General features: G+C 62.6%; 3 protein-coding genes. 2 read left to right on the forward strand and 1 reads right to left on the reverse strand.

The window, feature by feature from the left end; all coding sequences use genetic code 11:
- Positions 1 to 266: 266 nt before the first annotated feature.
- Complete coding sequence (locus tag ENZ74_RS24270; protein WP_013528036.1) at positions 267 to 2,021, reverse strand: ABC transporter ATP-binding protein; 1,755 nt, start codon at positions 2,019 to 2,021, stop codon at positions 267 to 269.
- Between the two features lie 169 nt (positions 2,022 to 2,190).
- Between ENZ74_RS24270 and ENZ74_RS24275 the strand changes: the two genes are divergently transcribed.
- Positions 2,191 to 3,471, forward strand: coding sequence for an amidohydrolase family protein (locus ENZ74_RS24275; protein WP_063169915.1), 1,281 nt, complete (start codon positions 2,191 to 2,193; stop codon positions 3,469 to 3,471).
- Positions 3,472 to 3,577: 106 nt separating this feature from the next.
- The coding region (locus ENZ74_RS24280; RefSeq protein ID WP_164761171.1) for a DMT family transporter at positions 3,578 to 4,018 on the forward strand (441 nt) is incomplete at its 3' end.

The following is a 4,018-nucleotide window of genomic DNA, read 5'->3' on the forward strand; positions in this document are numbered from 1 at the left end:
CCTGAGGAAAAGCGCAAGCGCAAGGTGACGACCGCCTTGCGCGCCTATGCCGCCATGGCCACCAGCGCGGCCAAGGGCGCGGTGAGGTTTGTGCCGGAGTGAGGTTTCTTCCTTCTCCCCTGTGGGAGAAGATGTCGCCGCAGGCGACGGATGAGGGGTGGTCCAGAGAACACCGACGTCTCACTCCGCTGGAACACCCCTCATCCGTCTCGGCGCCGCGCGCCGATCCACCTTCCCCCACAAGGGGGGGGAAGGGAAGAGAAGTGCTACGGCATCAACTGATACTCATAGAGCTTCTGATAGAGCCCGCCCTGCTTGAGCAAGGCCTTGTGCGGGCCGCTTTCCACCACCTTGCCGGCTTCGAGCACCACGATTGTGTCGGCCTGGTGCACGGTCGACAGACGGTGCGCGATGACGATCGTCGTGCGGCCTTCCGTCAATTGCTGCAGCGCGTCGCGGAACAGCGCTTCCGATTCGGCGTCGAGCGCGCTGGTCGCTTCGTCCAGCAGCAGGATCTCCGCATTGCGCAGCATGGCGCGTGCGATCGAGATCCGTTGGCGCTGGCCGCCCGACAGTAGGCCGCCATTCTCGCCGACATCCGTCTCGTAGCCTTTCGCCTGCGCGCTGATGAAGTCATGCGCGTTGGCCGCCTTGGCGGCGGCGATCACCTCATCGTCGGTCGCACCCTCGCGCCCAAGCCGGATGTTGTGCATGATGGTGCCGGCAAACAGGAACGTATCCTGGCTGACATAGGCGATCTTTTCCCGCAGCGATGCGAGCGTCGCATGGGAAATATCCTGACCGTCGAACAGCACCCTGCCGCTCTGCGGATCATACATGCGCATGATCAGGTTTAGAATCGTCGACTTGCCGCCGCCGGAAGGCCCGACCAGCGCCGTCATCTTGCCGGGCGCAAGCGTCAGATCGAACCTGTCCAGCACCGGCGGCCCTTTCTGATAAGCGAAGTCGACGGCGTCGAACCGGATCTCGCCCGGTCCGGCCAGAAGCGGCTTCGCGTCCGGCTTCTCGACCAGAGTGAGCGGCTGGTCGGCGAGCTCGAACATCATGCGCACGCCGACAATGCCGCTTTCCAGCGATATGCGTACGCGCGCAAGGCGCTTTGCCGGCTCATAGGCAAACAGGAGCGCCCCGATGAAGGCCATGATGTTTCCCGGCATCTGGCCGCCCTGCAAGACCAGGAAGCCGCTGACGAAGATGGCCCCGGCAATAGCCAGCCCGGCCAGCGTCTCCATCACCGGGCTTGTCGCAGCCTCCAGCGTCGCGATGTTATTGGCCCGGTTCTCGACGTCCGACACGGCCTTGTACATGCGGTTGCGCATCGCGCCTTCGAGGTTGAAGGATTTGACGACGCGCACGCCGATTGCCGTTTCCTGCATCACCTGCACGATCTGGCCGACCGAGCGAAACTCCATCGCGGCGAACTTGCGAACACGTTTCAGGATGCGGTTGACCCCGTAGATAGCCAAGGGGCCGACGACGAAGCAGATTATAGACAAGGCTGGCTGCTGCCAGACCATGACTCCTACCAGGACGACCAGCGACAACAGATCGCGCACATAGGACGTGACAACGAGGTCGAGCACGTTGCGTGCCGCCTGCGCATTGTTGGTCATGCGTGTGATCAGGTCGGACGACGAGGTCGAATGGTAGAATTCGATGCCTTGCGCCAGGATGCGGTCGTAGATCTTGCGCTGGCGGTCGGCGATGATGGCGTTGCCGACACGGCTCATGAAATAGGCCTGAATGAAGTTGGCGAGGCCCTTGAGGATGAAGATCGTGGCGACCCCGCCCGCAATCAGGTTGACCCGGTCAATCCGCTTGAAGACTACGAATTCGTCGGTGATCTCTTTGAGAATCCAGGCGCTGGCGCCGGTCGTGGCGGCCACCACAAGCATCGACAAGATCGCGGCGCCGTAGCCAAACCTGTGCTGATAAAAGGATTCCCGGATCAACCTCGCGACGAGGCGCTGGTTTTCCGTCGAGCGGAAGAAACGAAACAAACGGCGGATCCTTGAAACCGGGACAACGAAGGCGGCTTATAGAGGGAGTTGCGGCCGGATGAAACCATCCGCGGCCGCCGCGGACAAATCGCTGTTGCAAGCGGCATCGACGGGATGCGATTTTCAGCCTCGGCTATATCAGATGATTCTTTTGACGGGATGACGACGGATGGATTTCGACCTTATCGTTCGCGGCGGCACACTGCCTGATGGCAGGGTTGCCGACATCGGCATCAACGGTGAGACGATCGCGGCGATCGAGCCCGTTCTCCAGGGTTCCGCGCGGACCGAGGTCGACGCCCGTGGCAATCTGGTCTCGCCGCCCTTCGTCGATCCGCATTTCCACATGGATGCGACGCTCTCCTACGGCATTCCGCGCATCAACGCTTCGGGTACGCTGCTCGAAGGCATTTCGCTGTGGGGCGAGTTGAAGCCGCTTTTGACGCATGAGGCCGTGCGTGATCGCGCGCTGGCCTATTGCGACTGGGCGGTGTCGATGGGCCTGCTCGCCATCCGCACCCATGTCGATGTCTGCGATGACCGCCTGCTGGCGGTCGAGGCGTTGCTCGAGGTCAAGAAGACGGTCGCTCCCTACATCGACCTGCAATTGGTCGCCTTCCCGCAGGACGGGTTTTATCGCTCTCCATCGGCGCGTGAAAACACCATCCGCGCGCTCGACATGGGCGTCGACATCGTCGGCGGCATCCCGCATTTCGAGCGCACCATGGCCGACGGCACGCGCTCGGTAACGGAGCTGTGCGAGATCGCGGCCAGCCGCGGCCTGATGGTCGACCTGCATTGCGACGAGACCGATGATCCGCTGTCGCGCCATATCGAGCAGCTTGCCTATGAGGCGCAGCGTCTTGGTTTGCACGGCAAGGTCGCCGGTTCGCACCTCACCTCGATGCATTCGATGGACAATTACTACGTCTCGAAGCTTTTGCCGCTGATCGCCGAGGCCGGCGTCTCGGTCATTCCCAATCCGCTGATCAACATCATGCTGCAGGGCCGCCACGACACCTTCCCGAAGCGCCGCGGCCTGACCCGGGTCAAGGAAATGCTGGCGCTCGGCATTCGCGTCGGCTGGGGCCAGGATTGCGTGCTCGATCCCTGGTATTCGCTGGGCACCGCCGATATGCTCGATGTCGCCTTCATGGGTCTGCACGTCGCTCAGATGTCGAGCCCGGCAGAGATGGCGCGCTGCTTCGACATGGTCACCAACGTCAATGCCGCGATCATGGGCCTCGATCATCTCGGCCTGGCGGTCGGCAAGCGCGCCAGCCTGGTCGTCCTCGATGCCGGCAATCCGGTCGAAGCCCTGCGGCTGCGCGCCGAGCGCCTGTGCGTCATCGCCAGGGGCAAGGTGGTGGCGGAGCGGACGAAGCAGGAAACCAGGCTGTCCATCGGCGGAAGGCCGGGAATGGTGAACCGGCGGCACATATCCAGCTAGATACAGCCGATTCCCGGCGCTGGTCTTACCCATTGCCCGAATTCTCCTCGTCAAGGCAGCCACTTCCGTCTACGACGCGGCTTACTAGGGAGGAATCGGGATCGGCATGACGCAGCCCGTGGCGCAGAATTCGACGATCAGGAATGTGCTTTTGGCCGGCATTCTGTTGATGCTGGCCGGCGATTTCCTTTTTGCGCTGAACGACGCCATGGGCAAATGGCTGGTCGCCAGCTTCTCCGTCGGCCAGGTGGTGCTGATCCGCTCCATCGGCGCCTTCTTCGTGCTCGGCCCGATGATCGCCAACCAGGGCCCGGCCAAGCTGTTTCGCATGGAACGCCTGGAGCTGCAGCTGCTGCGGGTGGTGATGACCACGCTCGACACCGCGCTCTTCTATGCCGCCGTGGTCTATCTGCCGCTGGCCGATGTGATGAGTTTCTACATGGCGGGGCCGATCTACGTCGCGGCACTCTCGCACCTCTTGCTTGGCGAAAAGGTCGGCTGGCGCCGCTGGATGGCGATCCTGCTCGGCTTCTGCGGTGTGCTGATC

The organism is Mesorhizobium sp. M7A.F.Ca.CA.002.15.2.1, from assembly GCF_003998715.1.
Taxonomy (GTDB): Bacteria; Pseudomonadota; Alphaproteobacteria; order Rhizobiales; family Rhizobiaceae; genus Mesorhizobium; species Mesorhizobium ciceri.